At 63.2% G+C, this 18,415-nt stretch carries 13 protein-coding genes; 10 read left to right on the top strand and 3 right to left on the bottom strand.

Annotated features, from left to right (window positions below):
* Positions 1–58: 58 nt before the first annotated feature.
* The 9 genes from IFT57_RS02580 to IFT57_RS02540 all read left to right on the top strand — a co-directional run bounded on the left by IFT57_RS02580 (position 59) and on the right by IFT57_RS02540 (position 11,375).
* The gene (locus IFT57_RS02580) at positions 59–544 is read left to right on the top strand and encodes a TlpA disulfide reductase family protein (RefSeq protein ID WP_192150350.1); all 486 of its coding nucleotides are present in this window, start codon (positions 59–61) and stop codon (positions 542–544) included.
* A 263-nt stretch (positions 545–807) separates the two neighbouring features.
* A complete protein-coding gene (locus IFT57_RS02575) occupies positions 808–4,593 on the top strand; it encodes a bifunctional nitrate reductase/sulfite reductase flavoprotein subunit alpha (protein ID WP_192150348.1) in 3,786 nt (1,261 codons plus the stop codon).
* A 269-nt stretch (positions 4,594–4,862) separates the two neighbouring features.
* Positions 4,863–7,424 (top strand): nitrite reductase large subunit NirB, encoded by a 2,562-nt coding sequence (gene nirB / locus IFT57_RS02570; protein ID WP_192150347.1) that lies wholly within the window; start codon positions 4,863–4,865, stop codon positions 7,422–7,424.
* A complete protein-coding gene (nirD, locus tag IFT57_RS02565; protein ID WP_192150345.1) occupies positions 7,424–7,786 on the top strand; it encodes a nitrite reductase small subunit NirD in 363 nt (120 codons plus the stop codon). Before nirB ends, nirD begins: the two co-directional genes overlap by 1 nt.
* Before the next feature lie 157 nt (positions 7,787–7,943).
* A complete protein-coding gene (pcaQ, locus tag IFT57_RS02560) occupies positions 7,944–8,879 on the top strand; it encodes a pca operon transcription factor PcaQ (RefSeq protein WP_192150343.1) in 936 nt (311 codons plus the stop codon).
* A gap of 158 nt (positions 8,880–9,037) precedes the next feature.
* Entirely contained in the window at positions 9,038–9,799 is a 762-nt protein-coding gene (locus IFT57_RS02555) for an FKBP-type peptidyl-prolyl cis-trans isomerase (RefSeq protein WP_122713182.1), read from the top strand.
* A gap of 269 nt (positions 9,800–10,068) precedes the next feature.
* On the top strand, positions 10,069–10,515 hold the full coding sequence (locus tag IFT57_RS02550) for a YkvA family protein (protein WP_122479188.1): 447 nt from the start codon (positions 10,069–10,071) through the stop codon (positions 10,513–10,515).
* 129 nt (positions 10,516–10,644) lie between these two features.
* The gene (locus tag IFT57_RS02545) at positions 10,645–11,007 is read left to right on the top strand and encodes a helix-turn-helix domain-containing protein (protein ID WP_192150341.1); all 363 of its coding nucleotides are present in this window, start codon (positions 10,645–10,647) and stop codon (positions 11,005–11,007) included.
* Positions 11,004–11,375, top strand: coding sequence for a hypothetical protein (locus IFT57_RS02540; RefSeq protein ID WP_192150339.1), 372 nt, complete (start codon positions 11,004–11,006; stop codon positions 11,373–11,375). Before IFT57_RS02545 ends, IFT57_RS02540 begins: the two co-directional genes overlap by 4 nt.
* Before the next feature lie 4 nt (positions 11,376–11,379).
* On the opposite strand, the gene IFT57_RS02535 is transcribed toward IFT57_RS02540, so the two are convergent.
* Positions 11,380–13,143, bottom strand: a complete 1,764-nt coding sequence (locus IFT57_RS02535) for a bifunctional diguanylate cyclase/phosphodiesterase (protein ID WP_192150337.1) — start codon at positions 13,141–13,143, stop codon at positions 11,380–11,382.
* Between the two features lie 175 nt (positions 13,144–13,318).
* On the bottom strand, positions 13,319–15,400 hold the full coding sequence (locus IFT57_RS02530; RefSeq protein ID WP_192150865.1) for a carboxy terminal-processing peptidase: 2,082 nt from the start codon (positions 15,398–15,400) through the stop codon (positions 13,319–13,321).
* Between the two features lie 139 nt (positions 15,401–15,539).
* On the opposite strand from IFT57_RS02530, the gene IFT57_RS02525 reads away from it, so the two are divergent.
* Positions 15,540–16,502: a zinc-binding dehydrogenase gene (locus tag IFT57_RS02525; RefSeq protein ID WP_122797327.1), complete on the top strand. Its 963-nt coding sequence runs from the start codon at positions 15,540–15,542 to the stop codon at positions 16,500–16,502.
* Between the two features lie 74 nt (positions 16,503–16,576).
* Here the strand turns inward: IFT57_RS02525 and IFT57_RS02520 are convergent, their stop codons facing one another.
* Positions 16,577–17,935 carry a TolC family outer membrane protein gene (locus IFT57_RS02520; RefSeq protein ID WP_122797328.1) on the bottom strand — a complete coding sequence of 453 codons (1,359 nt, stop codon included), beginning with the start codon at positions 17,933–17,935 and terminating at the stop codon, positions 16,577–16,579.
* Positions 17,936–18,415 lie beyond the last annotated feature (480 nt).

Below are 18,415 nucleotides of genomic sequence, written 5' to 3'. Positions count from 1 at the left end.
CGTGGCGGTATTCGGTCGCCTTTTTCGCATGGCCGCAGGAATAAGGAAGGGTAGACCCATGAACTGGCGTATCAAGACCAACCTCGCGCCGTTGGCAGGGCTGCTGCTGGCTGCGGCACTGCTGGGCGGTTGCGGGGGCGACTACGGGCCCGATCAGCATGGCACGCAGGTCAGCGCCAAGACGCTGGACAAACAATGGCTGGTGGTCAACTACTGGGCCGTTTGGTGCGGACCGTGCCGTCGCGAGATCCCCGAACTCAATGCGCTGTCGCAGAGCCTGCAAGGGCAGGGCGTGCGCGTGCTCGGCGTGAATTTCGACAACCTTCAGGGTGACGAATTGAGTGCCGCCGCGAAGACCCTGGGAATCGACTTCACGGTGCTGGCCCAGGACCCGGCACCGCGCTTCGAGCTGCCGCGCAGTCAGGCCTTGCCCGTCACCTACCTCATCGATGCCCAAGGCAAGGTGCGCGACCAGTTGCTCGGTGAGCAGACCGCCGCCGGCATCAAGGCGCGCCTGACAAGCCTGCAGCGCGGCGAAGGCTGACACGCCGATCGCCCACCGCTGGTGCGACGCGCTCGGTAAAAGTGCATTTTGCGGTTTCCTCTATGGTCCGTTGCACAGGGCAATCTCCTGAATCTCAGCCCTGAAGCGCGCCATTGATTGTGGCGCACGGATTGCAAGCACCCTCGTACACAATGCAATCGATGCCGATTGCCCCCACACGACAACGGTGCCGTGCTGCCCGCTCTGATGAGCGAAGGCAGCCGGCGCCGTTTTTGTTTTGTAGCCAGCAGCGAGGAACGCCGATGACCCGTACTTCTGTCCGTAGCGTGTGCCCGTACTGCGGCGTCGGCTGCGGTATCGTCATGACCGTCGAGAATGATCGGGTGGTCAAGGTCAGCGGTGACAAGCAGCACCCGGCCAACGCCGGGCGCCTGTGCACCAAGGGCAGCACCTGCGCCCAGCCGCTGACTGATCCGGGCCGGATGCAGCATGCCTACGTGCGCCACGGGCGCGACCACGAGCCGGTGCAATCGAGCATGGACGCAGCCATCGCGGACGTCGGTGGCCGTTTGCGGCAGATCCTCGATGAACATGGCCCGGATGCACTTGCCTTCTACGTCTCCGGGCAGATGTCGCTGGAAGCCCAGTACCTGGTCAACAAACTGGCCAAGGGCTACGTTCGCACCCGGCACATCGAGTCCAACTCGCGGTTGTGCATGGCCAGTGCGGCCAGCGGCTACAAGCTGTCGTTGGGCGCCGACGGCCCGCCCGGCTCCTATGATGATTTCGATCACGCCGACGTGTTCCTGATAATCGGCGCGAACATGGCCGATTGTCATCCGATCCTGTTCCTGCGCCTGCTGGACCGACTCAAGGCGGGAGCCAGGATGATCGTGGTCGACCCGCGGCGCACGGCCACCGCCGACAAGGCCGACCTGTTCCTGCAGATCGAGCCGGGCACCGATCTGGCCTTGCTCAACGGCTTGTTGCACCTGCTGCATGCGAACGACGCTACCGACTCGTCTTTCATCGCAGCGCACACCGAGGGTTGGGACGAGCTGCCGGCCTTTCTGGCCGACTACACCCCGGCCCGGGTAGCCGAGATCACCGGCCTCGACGAACAGGCGATCCGGCAGGCCGCGCAGTGGATCGGTGGCGCCGCGAACTGGATGAGTTGCTGGACCATGGGGCTGAACCAGAGCATCCAGGGCACCTGGAATAGCAATGCGCTGTGCAACCTGCACCTGGCAACTGGCGCCATCTGCCGTCCGGGCAGCGGGCCGTTTTCCCTGACCGGCCAGCCCAATGCCATGGGCGGGCGCGAAATGGGCTACATGGGCCCTGGTCTGCCCGGCCAGCGTTCGTTGCTGGTGGACGCGGACCGGGCCCATGTCGAGCGGCTGTGGAACATCCCTTCCGGCAGCCTGCGCAAGGAAGGCAACGCCGGTACCATCGACCTGTTCCGGCAGATGGGCGAGGGCGCGATCAAGGCCTGCTGGATCATCTGCACCAACCCGGTGGCCAGTGTCGCCAACCGCCAGCAAGTGATCGAGGGCTTGCAGGCTGCCGAACTGGTGATCACCCAGGACGCGTTTCTCGATACCGAAACCAACCGCTACGCCGACGTGCTGCTGCCGGCCGCACTGTGGGCCGAGGCGGAAGGGGTGATGATCAACTCCGAGCGCAACATGACCCTGATGCCCAAGGCCGTGAATGCACCGGGTCAGGCCTTGGCCGACTGGCAGATCATCGCCCGGGTGGCCTGCGCCATGGGCTTCACCGAAGGCTTCGACTACGCCAGCGCCGAGCAGGTCTACCAGGAACTGCAACCGTTCGACAACCCGCAAAGCGGCTACGACATTCGTGGCGCAGGCTATGCGCAACTGCGCCAGCAGCCGCGGCAATGGCCCTCTGCGCCCGACCAGAACGATCCGCGCAGCCCGATTCGCTACCTGACCGACGCCGGGCCGCGTTTTCCGACCGCCAGCGGCCGCGGTCGCTTTTTCGCCCGTCCGCACCTGCCGCCCGCCGACCTGCCCGACGGACAGTTCGCAATGGTGCTCAACACCGGTCGTCTGCAGCACCAGTGGCATACCCTGACCAAGACCGGCAAGGTCGCTGCGTTGAACAAGCTCGATCCTGGCCCGTTCATCGAGATCCACCCCGACGACGCCGAGCGTCTGGGCATCGGCGAGGCCGATCAAGTGCAGGTACGCTCGCGGCGCGGCCAGGCGGTATTGCCGGCACGCATCAGCGACCGCGTGCGGCCAGGCAACTGCTTCGTGCCATTTCACTGGAACGATATGTACGGCAGCGACCTGGCCATCAATGCGTTGACCAGCGACGCTGCCGATCCACTGTCGCAACAGCCGGCGTTCAAGTATGCCGCCGTGGCCCTGCAACGGGTCGGCTCGCCGAAGATCAGCTTGCACAACCTCGATCCAGAGCGGGCTCACGCCGTTGCGCCGCTCGCCGGACAAGCGGGGACCCTGGTGCTCTGGGCCTCGCAGACCGGCAACGCGCAGACCATCGCCGAGCGCTGCGCGCAGACCCTGCGCGAACGCGGTGCCCTGGTGCTGCTGCGCGGCATGGACGCGATCACCCCCGCCGACCTGTTGGCCGCGCGCGACGTATTGCTGGTGACCAGTACCTTCGGCGACGGCGACGCACCGGACAACGCCGTGGGCCTGTGGGCGCAGCTGCAGGCCGAGGGCATCGAGCCCTGCTCGGGCCTGCGCTACGCTGTGCTGGCACTGGGCGATTCAAGTTACGGACAGTTCTGTGGCTTCGCCCGCAAGCTGGACGAACGCCTGCAGCAACTGGGTGGGCAGCGCCTGCTTGCCCGTGTCGAGTGCGAACCCGACGATCAGGAACTCGCCGAGCAGTGGACGCAGGCCGTCGGCCTGCTGCTGGCTGGCGCAGCGATTGGCAGCACGCCTTCGTTGGCGACGGCGACCCAGGACCCGCCGCTGTACACCCGCAAGCGGCCATGGCTGGCGCGGGTCCTGCACAATCAAGTGCTCAATGTAGCAGGTACCGAGAAGGAAGTTCGCCATGTGGTGTTCGACCTCCAGGACAGCGGACTGGTGTACGAGGCCGGCGATGCGCTTGGGGTGTGGCCGAGCAACTGCATGAGCCTGGTCGAAGAGCTGCTGGCGTGCCTGGGCCTGGACAGCAGCGAGCGGGTGATGCTCAAGGGGCAGGGCGAACAGCCGCTTGCGGTGGCGCTGCACAAGCATCTGGACATCACTCGCATCACCCCGCAGTGGCTGGCGTTCATTGGCCAGCGCTGCGCCGATCCGCTGCTGGCCACGCTGCTCGCGCCGGAGCGCGCCGGCGAGTTGCAGCAATGGCTGTGGGGTCGGCAACTGATCGACCTGCTCGAAGCCTTTTCCATCACGCTCACCACGCCGGAGCTGCTCGGTTTGCTCAAGCCACTGCAGCCGCGGCTGTATTCCATCAGCTCGAGTGCCCGCACCGACCCGCAGCAGGTGCACATCACCCTGTCGACGGTGCGCTATCACTGCAACGAGCGCGTGCGCAGCGGGGTGTGTTCGGGTTTTCTGGCGGATCGCTCGGCCGCCGCGCTGGTACCGATCTTCGTGCACAAGGCCAGCGGGTTTCGCGTACCCAGCCAAGCCGACACTCCGATGATCATGGTCGGGCCGGGGACGGGCATAGCGCCGTTTCGCGCCTTCCTCCACGAACGGCAGGCGCTCGGCCACAGCGGACGCAACTGGCTGCTGTTCGGCGAGCAGCGTGAGCTCAGCGACTTCTACTACCGCGACGAGCTGCACACCTGGCTGCGCAGTGGCCATCTGCACCGGCTGGACACTGCGTTCTCCAGGGATCAGGCGGAAAAGATCTACGTGCAGGACCGCCTGCGCCAGCACGGCGCTCAGGTCTGGCAATGGTTGCAGCAAGGTGGCCATTTCTATGTGTGCGGGGATGCCAGCCGGATGGCCAAGGATGTCGATGCGGTGCTGCGGCAGGTAGTGGCCGAGCACGGCGGCATGAGCGAGGTACAGACCGAGGCCTATATGGCGCAGCTCAGTCGCGACAAGCGCTACGTGCGGGATGTGTACTGAAACGGTGCGTGGTGCACTGGGATGGGTCTTGTTGTCAGTGAGGGCCTCTTCGCGGCGAGCCCTCTGGCTGCGAATAGACCCTACCTGACACCCACCAAACCACCCTGGCACGCAATCTGCTTCCACCTTAGACAAGTCCCGGTGATCAACGACGATCACCCCACCAGACAACCTCAATTCGACCATCAGGCAAAGGCGCCTGGAGCATTCGCTCCAGGCGTTTTTTTTTGCCCGATGGTCAAGGCACCGTGATTCGCTTGGAGATACCTATGAATGCGCTCGTGAACCTCAGGCCCCGGCAAAAGCTCATCGTTATCGGCAACGGCATGGTGGGTCATCATTGCGTCGAGCAACTGATCGAGCGCAGCGCGGTCGATCGCTACGAGATCCATGTCTTCGGCGAAGAGCGCCAGCGCGCCTACGATCGGGTGCACCTGTCCGAATACTTCGGCGGCTCGTGCGCCGAAACCCTGGCCCTGGGCGACGCCCAGCTGTATGGCCTGCACGGTGTCACCCTGCACCTGGGGCAGCCGGTACTCGAGATCGATCGCCAGGCCCGCGAAGTGGTCACTGCCACTGGGCGGCATGGCTACGATGTGCTGGTACTGGCCACCGGCTCGTTCCCCTTCGTGCCGCCGATCCCAGGTTGCGAAGGCAGCGCACGGCTGGTCTATCGCACCCTGGATGACCTGGACGCCATTCGCGCAGCGGCAGCCGGTGCGCGCCGTGGTGTGGTGGTCGGCGGCGGGCTGCTCGGCCTGGAAGCGGCGAATGCCTTGAAGTCGCTCGGCCTGGAAGCTCATGTAGTGGAATTCGCTCCGCGTCTGATGCCTGTGCAACTGGACGTCGACGGCGGCGCTGCCTTGCGTGCGCGCATTGAAGCACTGGGTGTGGGCGTGCACACCTCCCGTGCCACGCAGAACGTCGAGGCTGGCGAGACCCATCGCTACCGGATGAACTTCGACGGCGGCGAGTTTCTGGAAACCGACCTGATCGTGTTCTCCGCCGGCATTCGTCCCCAGGATGCGCTGGGCCGCGCCTGCGGGCTGGAGATCGCCGCCCGCGGCGGCATCGTCATCGACCCGCACTGCCGCAGCAGCGACCCGGCGGTGTATGCGATCGGCGAATGCGCTTCGTGGAACGGCAGCGTCTTCGGCCTGGTGGCGCCGGGCTACAGCATGGCCCGCAACGTCGCCTGCGAGCTGGCCGGGGAGGCGCCGGTGGCGTTCAGCGGGGCCGACATGTCGACCAAACTCAAGCTGCTGGGCGTCGACGTCGGCTCCATCGGTGATGCCCATGCCACTACGCCGGGCGCCAAGAGCTACCGTTTCATCGACGAAGCCAACGCCAGCTACCGTCGCCTGGTGGTGGACGCCAGCGGCAAGCAGGTGCTGGGCGCTGTACTGGTCGGCGACAACAGTTACTACGACACCCTGCTGCAATACGCCCAGAACGGCATCGCCCTGCCGGCCGACCCTTCGACGCTGATCCTGCCGTTGTCCGACGGCGCACCGACCCTGGGCGCCGATGCGTTGCCGGACACCGCCATGATCTGCTCCTGCCACAACGTCAGCAAAGGCGCGATTTGTTCTGCCATCGATGGAGGCTGTGGCGACCTGTCGGCGCTCAAGTCGCAGACCAAGGCCTGCACCGGTTGCGGCGGCTGCGCCGCGCTGCTCAAGCAAGTGTTCGAGCACGAGCTGATTGCCCGCGGCGTCAGCGTCGACAAGAGCCTGTGCGAACACTTCGCCTACACCCGCGCCGAGCTCTATGCCCTGGCCCGTGTCGAGGGCATCGCCAGCTTCGAGGACATGCTTGCCCGCCATGGCCGCGGCGCAGTGGGGTGCGACGTGTGCAAGCCCACCGTCGGCAACATCCTCGCCTCCTGCTGGAACCAGCCGATCATGGACCCCTCGCTGGTGCCGCTGCAGGACACCAACGACACGTTCATGGCCAACATGCAGAAGAACGGTACCTACTCGGTGGTACCGCGTATTCCGGGCGGTGAGATTACCCCGGACAAGCTGATCGCCATCGGCGTGGTGGCGAAGAAATACGATCTGTACACCAAGATCACCGGCGGCCAGCGCATCGACCTGTTCGGCGCCCAGTTGCACGAGTTGCCGGAGATCTGGAGCGAATTGATCGAAGCCGGCTTCGAGACCGGTCATGCCTACGGCAAGTCGACCCGCACGGTGAAATCCTGCGTGGGCAGTACCTGGTGCCGCTACGGCGTGCAGGACAGCGTCGCCATGGCCTTGCGCATCGAGGATCGCTACAAGGGCCTGCGTTCGCCGCACAAGCTCAAGTTCGCTGTCTCGGGCTGCACTCGCGAGTGCGCCGAGGCGCAGAGCAAGGACATCGGTGTGATTGCCACCGAGAAGGGCTGGAACCTGTATGTGTGCGGCAACGGCGGCATGCGTCCGCGGCACGCCGAGCTGTTCGCCACCGACTTGGACGATGAACAGTTGATCCGCTACATCGACCGTATCCTGATGTTCTACATCCGTACCGCCGACAAGCTGCAGCGCACCTCGGTGTGGCGCGAAAATCTCGAAGGCGGGCTGGAGTTTCTCAAGCAGGTCGTGCTGGAGGACAGCCTGGCCCTGGGCGCCGAACTCGAAGCGCAGATGCAACGGGTGGTCGATCACTATGAATGCGAATGGGCCAATGCCCTGAAGGATCCGGAAAAGCTCAAGCGCTTCCGCACCTTCGTCAACGACAAGCGTGCGGACCCCGGTGTGCAGTTCGTCAAGGAACGTGGCCAGCGCCGCCCGGCGCAGGCGGGCGATGTGGTCACATTGATCCCGGTGATGGAGGAGGTGTTGTGATGCAGGCAGCCAAGGCGGTGCAAGCGATGGGCTGGCAAGCAGTCTGCGATCGAGCGGACTTGATCGCCAATTCCGGTGTAGTGGTATGGCTGGACGGCGACCAGGTGGCCGTGTTCTACCTCCCCGAAGCGGGCGAGGGCAGGGTGCTGCACGCCATCAACAACCACGACCCGCGCTCGGGCGCCAATGTGCTGGGGCGTGGCATCGTCGGGTATCTGCAGGGCGAGCTGGTGGTGGCTGCGCCGCTGTACAAGCAGCATTACTGTTTCAGCGACGGGCGCTGCCTGGAGGCGCCGGATCAGGGCATCAGGGTGTGGCCGGTGCGCTTCAATGGTGATCGGGTGGAGATTGGCAGGGTCTAGGGTGGTCTTGCTGGCCTCTTCGCGGGCAGAGCCCGCTCCCACATTGGTGTGCGTACGCCGGACTATTGTGGGAGCGGGGCGGGCGGCGAGCTCTCTGCCCGCGAAGAGGCCCTCACTACCAAAGCAAACCCCATGGCCCAATGCTACGATTGGCGCCATGAACCTCGACAGCCGTATCAAATTCCGCCATTTGCTGTGCTTTCTCGAAATTGCCCGCCAGGGCAGCTTCGCCAAGGCCGCCGATGGCCTGTCCATCAGCCAGCCGGCGATTTCCAAGACGCTCAAGGAACTCGAAGACCTGTTGCAGACACGCCTGTTCGACCGCGACAAGAGCGGAGTCGAACTGACCGCCGCCGGCGTGCGCTTCATGCGCTATGCCGGGCCTTGTGTGCAGGCCTTGCGCGATGGCGTCAGCAGTCTGCGCGGCGAGCCCGACGAAGCCCCACAGGTGCGCATCGGTGTGCTGTCAACCGTGGAAAGCCAGCTGTTGCCCGAAGTACTCTGCCGCCTGCACGAACGCCACGCCGCATTGGTGGTCAGCGTGGCGACCGGGCCGGGGGCCTACCTGCTGGCGCAACTGCACGTCGGCGAGCTGGACCTGGTGATCGGCCGCATGACCGATAGCCCGCAGATCCAGGGCCTGTCGTTCGAACACCTGTACAGCGAATCCATGACGCTGGTGGTGCGCCCGGCGCATCCGCTGCTGGAGATGCGTCCGCCGAGCGCCGAGCAGGTCGGCCGTTACCCCTGGGTGCTGCCGCTGGCCGGCACGACCATCCGCAAGCATGCGGACAGTTTGTTCGTGCAGTGCGCCATCACGCCCTCGGCGCAACGTCTGGAAACGCTTTCACCGACCCTCAGCCGACGCTACGTCGCCAGCAGTGACGCCATCTGGGTGGCCCCGCGCGATGCGGTGCAGCGCGATATCGTCACCGGACAACTGTGCGAGCTCGATCTGGGCGTGCACGAGCCGGGCGGTTCGGTCGGCATTTGCCGCAACGCCGCATTGCCGCTGGCGTTGCCGGCCCAGTGGCTGTGTGAAGTGGTGCGTGAAGTGGCTGCGCACTACGGGCAGGCACCCAGCACTGCGTGACACATGTTTCATCCAGCCGCTGCCGAGCCACTTTCCTTTTGCTGGCCTGAACTTATCGTCTTTTTGCCTCTCTCATGCCGGTAGCCATTGGTCGTGGCCGCCTGATAAGCTCGCGGCCTCATTCGATTGCCCTTATGGCGCATGAACAAGGAAATAGCATGAAACAGCATCGGTTGGCGGCGGCAGTTGCCTTGGTCACCCTGGTCCTCGCAGGTTGCGATTCCCAGACCAGCGTCGAGCTCAAAACCCCGGCGCAGAAAGCTTCCTACGGTATCGGCCTGAACATGGGCAAGAGCCTGGCTCAGGAAGGTATGGACGATCTCGATTCCAAGGCCGTTGCCCTGGGTATCGAAGACGCCGTTGGCAAGAAAGAGCAGAAGATCAAGGACGACGACCTGGTCGCAGCCTTTGCCGACCTGCAGAAACGCGCCGAAGAACGCATGACCAAGATGAACGCCGAAGCGCAGACCGCCGGCAAGAAGTTCCTCGAGGACAATGCCAAGAAAGACGGCGTCGTCACTACCGCATCCGGCCTGCAGTACCAGGTCATCAAGAAAGCCGAGGGCGCCCAGCCCAAGCCGACCGATGTGGTCACCGTCCACTACGAAGGCAAGCTGATCGACGGCAAGGTCTTCGACAGCTCCATCGAGCGCGGCGCGCCCATCGATCTGCCGGTCAGCGGCGTGATCCCGGGTTGGGTCGAAGGCTTGCAACTGATGCACGTGGGCGAGAAGGTCAAGCTGTTCATCCCGGCTGACCTGGCCTACGGCGCCCAAAGCCCGAGCCCGACCATTCCAGCCAACTCGGTGCTGGTGTTCGACCTCGAGCTGATCGCTATCAAGGACGCTGCCAAGGCCGCCGCTGACGCTGCAGCCGAAACCGACGACGCTGAAGTCGAAGAAGCCGCTCCCGCCAAGTAACCCGCTGCGTTGTCCTGAACGCCCCGTCTCGACGGGGCGTTTTCGTTTGAACCGGGCCTGTGCCAAAGAGTCTTAAAGGAAGCGGCATTAGCTGTTTTCGGAACACTGCGTCAAGGATTTTCGTGGCTTTTTTGTGTGAGTAAAAAACGCCCGATTTGACCTCAGCCCTTGAAAACCGGGCAGGTCAGGCACGAAAAGCAGCTCTGTTCACAAGGTTATCCACAAATACTGTGGATAACCTCAAACTGTCATTCGGCACCGGAGGGCTCATGAAAGCACCGTGGAATTTCACCCGTTTCCTGCCCATTGCCGAGCGCGTCCTGAGTCGAGGCCGCCTGCCGGCCCTGATCTTCGCCGTGGCACGCAAGGGCAAGGGCTACCGGCTGGGCGCCCTTAAAGAAGACGTGCAACTGTTGCAGGCCCTGTGCCTGGCCTACTGGCGCGGCGAGTACCGCAGCATCAGCCCCAAGGCATTGGTGTCCATCGTTGCCGGCTTGGTCTACTTCGTCAGCCCCATCGACGCGATCCCGGATTTCCTGATCGGTGTCGGCATGCTCGACGACATCGCCGTGCTGGCTTGGGTGATGAAGACACTGTCCGGCGAGCTCGACGCGTTCCGCGCCTGGCGTCAGCGCCAGTCACCGGAAAAATTGCGGGTGCTCGAACGCCTGCCGGCTTCGGAGAAGGATCTGGAACTGGAGAAGTCCCATCGCTGAATCCGCTCGCTGAACTTGCTCGCTGACTTCGACGCGCAGTTAACGCCCCGAAGTCGGCAATCCCCTGTTAACATTCCGCCATTACGCTCGCATCGTCCGATGTGCGCGCTTATCGGGCGGGAGGATGCAATGGGGGTTCAGGTGATAAGCCGCGACGGCCAGCCGGAGTATGCGGTAGTGCCATGGGCCGAGTACCAGCGGCTGCTGGCTGCAGCTGCCGGTACCCCGGTCAGCGCCTCTGCAGATGTCGTCACGAACGCGCAGTCCGCTGCCGACCCTGTGGGCGCTGCAGCTGCACCACCACCCAGTTTCGAGCGCCTGCGTGAACTTCGCGAGGCCCGCGGCGTGCCGCTCGAAAGTCTGGCCCGCGCCGTAGGCATCAGCCCCTCCTACCTGTCGATGATAGAAACCGGCGAGCGCGAACCGGACGCCGCCATACGCCGCAGTCTCGCCTGGGAGCTGGGGGTGCCGGGCTGGAGCAGCAGCTCGTGAGCCTGCGCATCAGTCGCCTGCAATGGGAGGGCCTGCTCGGCGAGCTGGATCATGCTCGGCGCCAGCGGCACCTGCTCACCTATCGCGCGCTGCTCGAGCGCCTGGAACTGCCCACACCCGCCATGCAGACGCTCACGGCGGCACTCGAATACCTGGCCATGATCGACGCCCGCGCCGATCAGCCACTGCGCAGCTCCTTGGTGATAAGCCAGGGTGCCAGCCGCCTGCCGCGCACCGGTTTTTTCGAATGCGCGGAAAAACTCGGACGCTTCTGCGGTCCGTCGGATGGCGTTGCCGCCGCCTCCTGGCACGCCTCGGAAGTGGCGCGCGTGTTCGAATACGCCTATCCGCCGACTACCGTGGCCTGAGCCGCTAGGCCGACTCGGCGAGCTGCGTGTCGATCACGTGCACGCTGGACCCCAGGACTTCTTTGGCCAGGTGCTTGGCCTGCGAAGCCATTTCCGCCAGTTGGCTGCTATCCATGAGAGCGCAAGCCTCGGCCCGCAAGCGAACCACGCCGATGGACAGCGACAACAGCGCAAACCGTTGCTGCTCGCCGCGGCGATCCTTGGCCAAAAAACAGCCCGCGTGCAGATGCTCCGGGCGATAGAAGCGCCGGCACTGGTGCTGGAAATCTTCCTGTAACTGGCTCAGGCGACGGCACCAATCGGTCGGGCTGATGACCAGGATGAAATCGTCTCCGCCGATGTGACCGACAAAATCCCGGCTGGGGTCCACGCGTTCGCTCAGGCACTGGGCCAGGCACAGCAGCACTTCGTCGCCACGCGCGTAGCCGTAGATGTCGTTGAAAGGCTTGAAGTTGTCGATGTCAACATAGCAGATGATCGCCTCGCGGCCTTGTTCCAGCACACGGGTCAGGCACTGCTGGATCGGCACGTTGCCAGGCAGCACGGTCAAGGGGTTGGCATGCCGGGCCTGCTGGATTTTCAGCTCGGTGATCAGCTTGAGCACGTCGATGACCCGCCCCAGTCCCAGGTATTGTCCACCCTGGATGACAATGAAGTCTTCCTCGATCCGCTGCCGTGCACGCCCGGTCAGCAACCGGCTGACCTGTTGCAGCGACTGCTTGCTGTCTACTGCGAGAAAATCATTGCTCATCAGTCGGCTGATCGGCTTGCGCGCGAATAGTTCGGTGGCGAATGGCTTGAGCAAGGCGTCGGACAGCGAGTGTCGATGGACGATGCCGCAGGGGCGCCGGTCGCTGTCGACGACAGCGAGGGTGTTCAGGTTGGCCTGCAGGCGAAAGGCTTCCAGAACCTGCTGCGTCGGGGTATCGCGGTGCACCGCAGCCTGCTCGATGATCAGCGGTGCGAGATCGCTGCCGTGGTCGCCAAGGGGTGGATTGCCGTCCTCGAACCGCGGGATCAGCCCACGCACGTCCCGCGGCGGCTGTTCCTGAGGGCGGCAAAGCAGATAGCCCTGGACCAGGTCGACACCCATTTCGATCAATACCAGCAACTCCTCGACCAACTCGATGCCTTCGGCGATCACCTGCGCTCGAGAAGCCTTGGCGATCTGCAGGATGGAACCGACGAATTCGCGCTTGAGTGCATCCTGGTGAATGCCGTCGATGAAGTGTCGGTCGATCTTCACATAGTCCGGACGCAACTCGGACCACAGGCGCAGGCTTGAATAGCCTGCGCCCAGATCGTCCAGGGCAATCGAAAAGCCCATGGCGCGATAATGATGCAGCGCGTTGAACAGCAGTTGGAAATCGTCGGTAGGAGTCTGCTCGGTGAGTTCGATGACCACTTGGCTGGGGCTGATGCCGTAGCGCTGCAACAACTGCAAGGTACGGCCGTCCTCGTGCAGGGGTTCGAGCAGCGACTCGGGCGAGACGTTGAGAAACAGCTTGCCGTCCAGGCGCTGTTCGCTGAAGCGGCGGCAGGCGGTTTCCCGGCACATCACTTCCAGCTCGTTGAGCCGACCGGCCTGGCGCGCCACTGCGAACAGATTGATGGGCGAATGCAGCGGGCTGTTCGAGGGCCCTCGACTCAATGCCTCGAAGCCCAGGATCCGCCTTTGCGACAGTGACACGATCGGCTGGAACAAGCAGTGCACACCGCCTTGGGCAAGAATGGTGTCCAGGGCGCTGAGCTGTTCTATGACGGTCATCGGTTCCTACCTTGCTGAATGTCGTGCTGGCCAGTCGCGCGAACGGGTCGAAAGCCGCGGGCCAGACGCAAAAAAAGACCCGCTGCATACGCAGCGGGTCCCTATTTCACGACAGCTTCATGTCGGTTTGATGACCGTCCTGTCACCTATCCGTCAATGCAGGGCCAAGTCCCGGTCAATGCTTGGCCACCGATGTGTTGAGCTTCAGGTAGTCGAGCAGGATACGCCCGGTTTCCGCGAGGTAGGCGTCATCTTCCGGCTTGGTCTTGTCCGGATCGGCGCCCAGGGCATCCTCGTCTTCCTTCTTCAGCTCTTTCAGCGGTTCCTCGCCCTTGGCCTTGCGTCGAGTGTTTTCCAGGGCCAGTTGCTTGGCTTCGATATCGCTGTGCTGAGCGCGACGGTCGGCCTCGTTGAGGCTGACGGTCTTCTCTTTCATCAACTGCTCGGCCAAGGCCAGGCGATCGCGGATGTAGATGAACTCCGGGTCCTTGACGGTGCGGGCGTCGTGGTCGGCGGTCAGCTTGGCCAGGTACGGCTTGAACGGATCACTGGCCGGTTTGATGGCCGGGCGGATCGTGTCCCAGGGCATGGCTTCGGGCAGGGCGCTTTCACCGATTTCCTTGGTGTCGATGATCGACGGGTAGGCGATATCAGGCAGTACACCCTGATGCTGCGTGCTCTGCCCCGAGACACGGTAGAACTTCGCCAGGGTCAGCTTGAGCTCGCCGTGGTTGAGCGGCTGGATGGTCTGCACCGTGCCCTTGCCGAAGGTCTGGCCGCCGACGATCAACGCGCGGTGGTAGTCCTGCATGGCACCGGCGAAGATTTCCGACGCCGAAGCCGACAGGCGATTCACCAGCAGCGCCAGCGGGCCCTTGTAGAACGCACCGGGGTTTTCATCTTCAAGTACGTCGACGCGGCCATCGGCGTTGCGCACCAGCACGGTCGGACCTTTCTCGATGAACAGGCTGGTCAGTTCGGTGGCTTCCTGCAGGGAGCCACCGCCGTTGTTGCGCAGGTCGATGACCACGCCGTCGACTTTCTCTTTCTGCAATTCGGTGAGCAGCTTGCGTACATCGCGGGTGGTCGACTTGTAGTCCGGGTCACCGGCACGGAACGCCTTGAAGTCCAGGTAGAACGCAGGGATCTCGATGACGCCCAGCTTGTAGTCGCGGCCGTTTTCCTTGAGGTTGAGGATCGACTTTTTCGCCGCCTGTTCTTCAAGCTTGACCGCTTCGCGGGTGATCGAGACGATCTTGCTGGTCTGGTCGTTGGGCGCATTGGTGTGCGGAATCACTTCGAGGCGCACGGTGGAGCCTTTAGGGCCGCGAATCAGCTTGACCACTTCATCCAGGCGCCAGCCGACCACGTCGACCATTTCCTTGTCGCCTTGGGCAACACCGATGATCTTGTCGGCGGGGGCGACCTGCTTGGTCTTGTCGGCCGGGCCCGCGGGTACCAGGCGGACGATCTTGACCTGATCGTTGTCGCTTTGCAGGACCGCACCGATGCCTTCGAGCGACAGGCTCATGTTGATGTCGAAGTTTTCCGCGTTGTCCGGAGACAGGTAGTTGGTGTGCGGATCGTAGGACTGGGCGAAGGTATTGATGTACGCCTGGAAGATGTCTTCGGCGCGGGTCTGGTCCAGGCGCGCGAGCTGGTTCTTGTAGCGCTTGGACAGGGTGTCCTGGATCTGCGCTGCGTCCTTCCCGGCGATCTTCTGGCGCAGCACTTCATCTTTCACGCGCTTGCGCCACAGGTCGTCGAGCTCGGCCTCGTTTTTCAGCCAAGGGGCATCCTTGCGATCTACCAGCAAGGTTTCCTTGGTGGTGAAGTCGAACTTGTCGACGCCCTTGTTCAGTTCGGCCAGGGCGAAGTCCAGGCGTGCCTTGACCCGGTCCAGATAGCGTTTGTAGATGATGAAACCGGGATCCAGGTTGCCGTTCTTCAGGAAGTCGTCGAACTGGGTCTTCCACTTGTCGAACTCGGCGATGTCGGCCGCAGTGAAATAACTGCGCGAGGGATCGAGCAGCTTGATGTAGCTGTCGTAGATGATGACCGAGCGCGCATCGTTGAGCGGCGGCTTGCTGTAATGATGACGCTTGAGCAGTTCGACGACATTGAGGCTGGCCACCACTTCGTCGCGATCGGGCTGAAGTTTGTCCCAGCTGTTGGCAGCGAAGGTATTGACGGACATCGACAAGCTGCCGAGGCCGATACACAGCGCCAGGGCACTGCCGGGAATGAAATGCTTCATGCTGATTCGACGTGGGGGCAATTGATCACGCATATTAGGCCGTCTTTGAATTCGCCGGTTCCGTTGAAGCCGGACGCATAATGCGAAAAGCCCGACGCCAAGGCGTCGGGCTCAGTCATGACTCAACTATGGAGGCACCGTGAAGGCATTGCAAGGCGTGGAAGGACATGTGGAGTGGCTCGAACAACCGAGCCCGACGTGTGACGTAGGTCAAGTGAAGATTCGGGTGGCCGCGGCCGGCCTGAATCGGGCCGACCTGATGCAGCGCGCAGGCTTGTACCCGCCGCCGCCAGGCGCGAGCGATATCCTCGGCCTGGAATGCGCAGGCGTGATCAGCGAGGTCGGCGTGGGTTCTTCATGGCAGGTCGGCGACCGGGTCTGCACCTTGCTGTCCGGGGGTGGCATGGCCGAAGAAGTGGTGGTCGATGGTCGCCATGTGCTGCCGGTGCCCGAGGGACTGAGCCTGCACGAAGCGGCGGGCATCGTCGAAGTCTACGCGACGGTGTGGCTGAACCTGTTCCAGCTGGCCGACCTGCAGCCGGGCGAGAAGGTCCTGCTGCATGCTGGCGCCAGTGGCATCGGCTCGGCGGCGATCCAGCTGTGCAAGGCGTTCGGCAACCCGACCTGGGTCAGCGTCGGTTCCGCCGAGCGTCTGGCCTATTGCGAAGCGCTCGGTGCCCAGGGCGGCGTGGTGCGGGGCGACGGGCTTGAAGCGTTGAAGGATCTGGGGCCATTCAATGTGATCCTCGACCCGGTCGGCGCCAACTACAGCGAGCTGAACCTGGAGGTGGTGGCCCTTGACGGGCGCTGGGTGATGATCGGCCTGATGGGCGGTCGTGAAGCACAGTTCGACCTGGCCAAGGTCCTGGCCAAGCGTGTGCGGTTGCAGGGTTCTACCTTGCGCAGCCGTGACGATCAGTTCAAGGCCGACCTGCTCAGTGACCTGGGCCAGCAGGTATGGCCATTGTTCACCGAAGGGCGCCTGAAGTCGCAGTTGGCCAAGACGTTTCCGATCGCCGACGCCGAAGCGGCGTTCGAAGCGCTGGCAAGCAATCAAATTTCGGGAAAGGTGGTACTGGTGATCGACGAAACCCTGAGCTGAGCCCAGGGCTTGCGTCATGCGAACCCCGTGACCGGCTGCGAACGAGCGGTCACGGGGGTTCGGCGTAGCGGCAATCAGCGCATGTCTGGCAGGCGCGCTTCGCTTTTCACTTCGGTCAGGGCAACGGCTTCGGCTGGCAGCACGACGCGGGTCTTGGCCAGCAGCTCACCCATGCTCGAGAGCACGCGGTACATCGAGTATTCCTCGGTGTAGCGTACTTCGGCGTAGCGGGTGTTGGCGGTGTACAGCTCGTTCTCACTGTCGAGTACGTCGAGCAGGGTACGCTGGCCCAGGCCAAACTGGTCCTGATAGGCCGCTCGCACGCGGGTGGTGGTCTCGGCATATTCACGGGCGTACGGAATCTGCGTAGCTGCGTTCTTCATCGCGTTCCACGACAGCGCCATGTTCTCGTTCAGCTGACGCAGGGCATTGTTGCGAATGTCCATGGCCTGGTTGATGCGATGTGCATCGCCCTGCAGGCGGGCCTTGTCGCTGCCGCCACGGTACAGGTTGTAGCTCATGCTCACACCGGCACGCCAATCGGTGTTGTTGTGGCCGCGCTCGCCCGACAGGTTGTTGTTGGCACCGGTGGCCAGTTCGGCGTCGATCCGCGGGTAGAACGCGGACTTGGCGCCTGCGTACTGGCTTTCGGCAGCCTGTACGTCGGCCTGGGCCGATTTGAGGTACGGATTGTTTTCCATCATCGACTGGCGGGCGGCGTTCAGGTCGGCCGGCAGTTCGCCACGCATCGAAGGCAGGGGTTCCAGTTCGTCGGGCATGCGGCCCACGGCACTGAAGAAGGCCGCTTCGGCATCGGCCAGGTTGACCTGAGCGGTGTTGTAGTTGTTCTCGGCCAGGGCGCGACGAGCACGCGATTGGTCGACGTCGGCGGTGCTGCCCACACCGCGCTCGCTGCGCAGGCCGATCTGGTCGTTGACGCGCAGGTGCGCCTGCAGGTTGTTCTTGGCCAGGGTTACCAGTTCACGGTTGCGCAGTACGTCGAGGTACACCTGCACGGCGCGCAGGGCGAGGTCCTGAGCGGTAGCCTGAACATAGTAGGCACGCGAGGTAGCGGTAGAGCGGGTCCGGCCGACTTCACTGGAGGTGCTGGAACCGTCGAACAGCATCTGGCGCAGGCGCAACTCTGACTGGGTGTAGTTCAGTGTTTCCTTGTTGTGGTTGCCGCGCGCGCGGGTATTCAGGTTGTCCGAACGCTCGCGACCGTAGCCGGCAACGAAATCGACGCTGGGGCGGTAGGCACCCTGGGCGATCTTCACGTCCTCATCCGCGGCGAGGCGACTGTTGATGTTGGATGCCAACTCAGGGTGGTTATCCACGGTGCTCTGGATCGCCTCGGTGAGCGACATGGCTTGCGCGTGCGAGCACGCCATGGCCAACAAAATCGCGCTGCAGATGGGGGTGAAAACGCGCATTCGGGTGCTTCTCCGTGATGTGTGAAGTCGTGCAGACGCCAGAATGTTGGCGAATAACTCGTTTAAAAGTCCGTTTTGGGGTTGTAACAAGCGCAATCGAGGCGCCGAAAGCAGCGCGTTCAACGGAATTTTCACATGATATAGAGCAAAAAACAGTTATGCCATCATTCGTTTCGATGCTGGCAAATAGATTTCACTGCGCTCGAGGCGCGCGGCTTGAGCGGGGTTCAGTGCAAAAGAAGGCGCAAGGCCAGCGTTTTGGGGGGTGGCGCGGTACGGGCGAGATAAGACGGAAAAATGCGGTCGTATAGTGACGGAAAATTGTCACTTGGAATGAGGGGTGTATCAACCCTGATCCATCCTGAAGGACGAGATTAGTCAGTTGATTTCATTCAGGTTTTACCAAGGGCCGACCGTTCGTCGACATCATTGGGCAATGGGTGGTGACTTTTTGCGACACATGACTGGCAGCATCAACCG

The organism is Pseudomonas sp. CFBP 13719, assembly GCF_014842095.1.
In the GTDB taxonomy this organism is placed as follows: domain Bacteria; phylum Pseudomonadota; class Gammaproteobacteria; order Pseudomonadales; family Pseudomonadaceae; genus Aquipseudomonas.
Note: the sequence above shows the minus strand (reverse complement) of the source record. Positions and strands in the feature narration are given on the sequence as shown.

Bases quoted from the DNA above. Each gene is read 5' to 3' on its own strand.
- IFT57_RS02580 (WP_192150350.1), top strand. From the start codon at position 59: ATGAACTGGCGTATCAAGACCAACCTCGCGCCGTTGGCAGGGCTGCTG.
- IFT57_RS02575 (WP_192150348.1), top strand. From the start codon at position 808: ATGACCCGTACTTCTGTCCGTAGCGTGTGCCCGTACTGCGGCGTCGGC.
- nirB (WP_192150347.1), top strand. From the start codon at position 4,863: ATGAATGCGCTCGTGAACCTCAGGCCCCGGCAAAAGCTCATCGTTATC.
- nirD (WP_192150345.1), top strand. From the start codon at position 7,424: ATGCAGGCAGCCAAGGCGGTGCAAGCGATGGGCTGGCAAGCAGTCTGC.
- pcaQ (WP_192150343.1), top strand. From the start codon at position 7,944: ATGAACCTCGACAGCCGTATCAAATTCCGCCATTTGCTGTGCTTTCTC.
- IFT57_RS02555 (WP_122713182.1), top strand. From the start codon at position 9,038: ATGAAACAGCATCGGTTGGCGGCGGCAGTTGCCTTGGTCACCCTGGTC.
- IFT57_RS02550 (WP_122479188.1), top strand. From the start codon at position 10,069: ATGAAAGCACCGTGGAATTTCACCCGTTTCCTGCCCATTGCCGAGCGC.
- IFT57_RS02545 (WP_192150341.1), top strand. From the start codon at position 10,645: ATGGGGGTTCAGGTGATAAGCCGCGACGGCCAGCCGGAGTATGCGGTA.
- IFT57_RS02535 (WP_192150337.1), bottom strand. From the start codon at position 13,143: ATGACCGTCATAGAACAGCTCAGCGCCCTGGACACCATTCTTGCCCAA.
- IFT57_RS02530 (WP_192150865.1), bottom strand. From the start codon at position 15,400: ATGAAGCATTTCATTCCCGGCAGTGCCCTGGCGCTGTGTATCGGCCTC.
- IFT57_RS02520 (WP_122797328.1), bottom strand. From the start codon at position 17,935: ATGCGCGTTTTCACCCCCATCTGCAGCGCGATTTTGTTGGCCATGGCG.